This is a genomic window from Pseudoalteromonas sp. SIMBA_162, assembly GCF_046535955.1.
GTDB lineage: Bacteria > Pseudomonadota > Gammaproteobacteria > Enterobacterales > Alteromonadaceae > Pseudoalteromonas > Pseudoalteromonas marina.
On sequence record NZ_JAWJBQ010000790.1, the window covers coordinates 1 to 253 of the forward strand.

General features: G+C 55.3%; 1 protein-coding gene. It reads left to right on the forward strand.

Going from position 1 to position 253, the window contains the following annotated elements:
- Positions 1-10: 10 nt before the first annotated feature.
- Positions 11-253: hypothetical protein (locus R0J88_RS21840; RefSeq protein ID WP_410901151.1), on the forward strand; the 243-nt coding region annotated here is incomplete at its 3' end.

Here is a 253-nt window from a genome sequence, read left to right on the forward strand (position 1 = left end):
GAGTTACCCGATGAAAACAGGTATGTTTACCTGCGGCCACCAGCGGCTGCCTATTGAACACGCATTTCGTGATGCAAGCGAGCTGGGTTACGACGGCATCGAAATTTGGGGCGGTCGCCCGCACGCGTTCGCGCCGGACTTAAAAGCGGGCGGCATCAAACAAATCAAGGCGCTGGCGCAGACGTATCAGATGCCGATTATCGGCTATACGCCAGAAACCAACGGCTATCCGTATAACATGATGCTGGGCGAT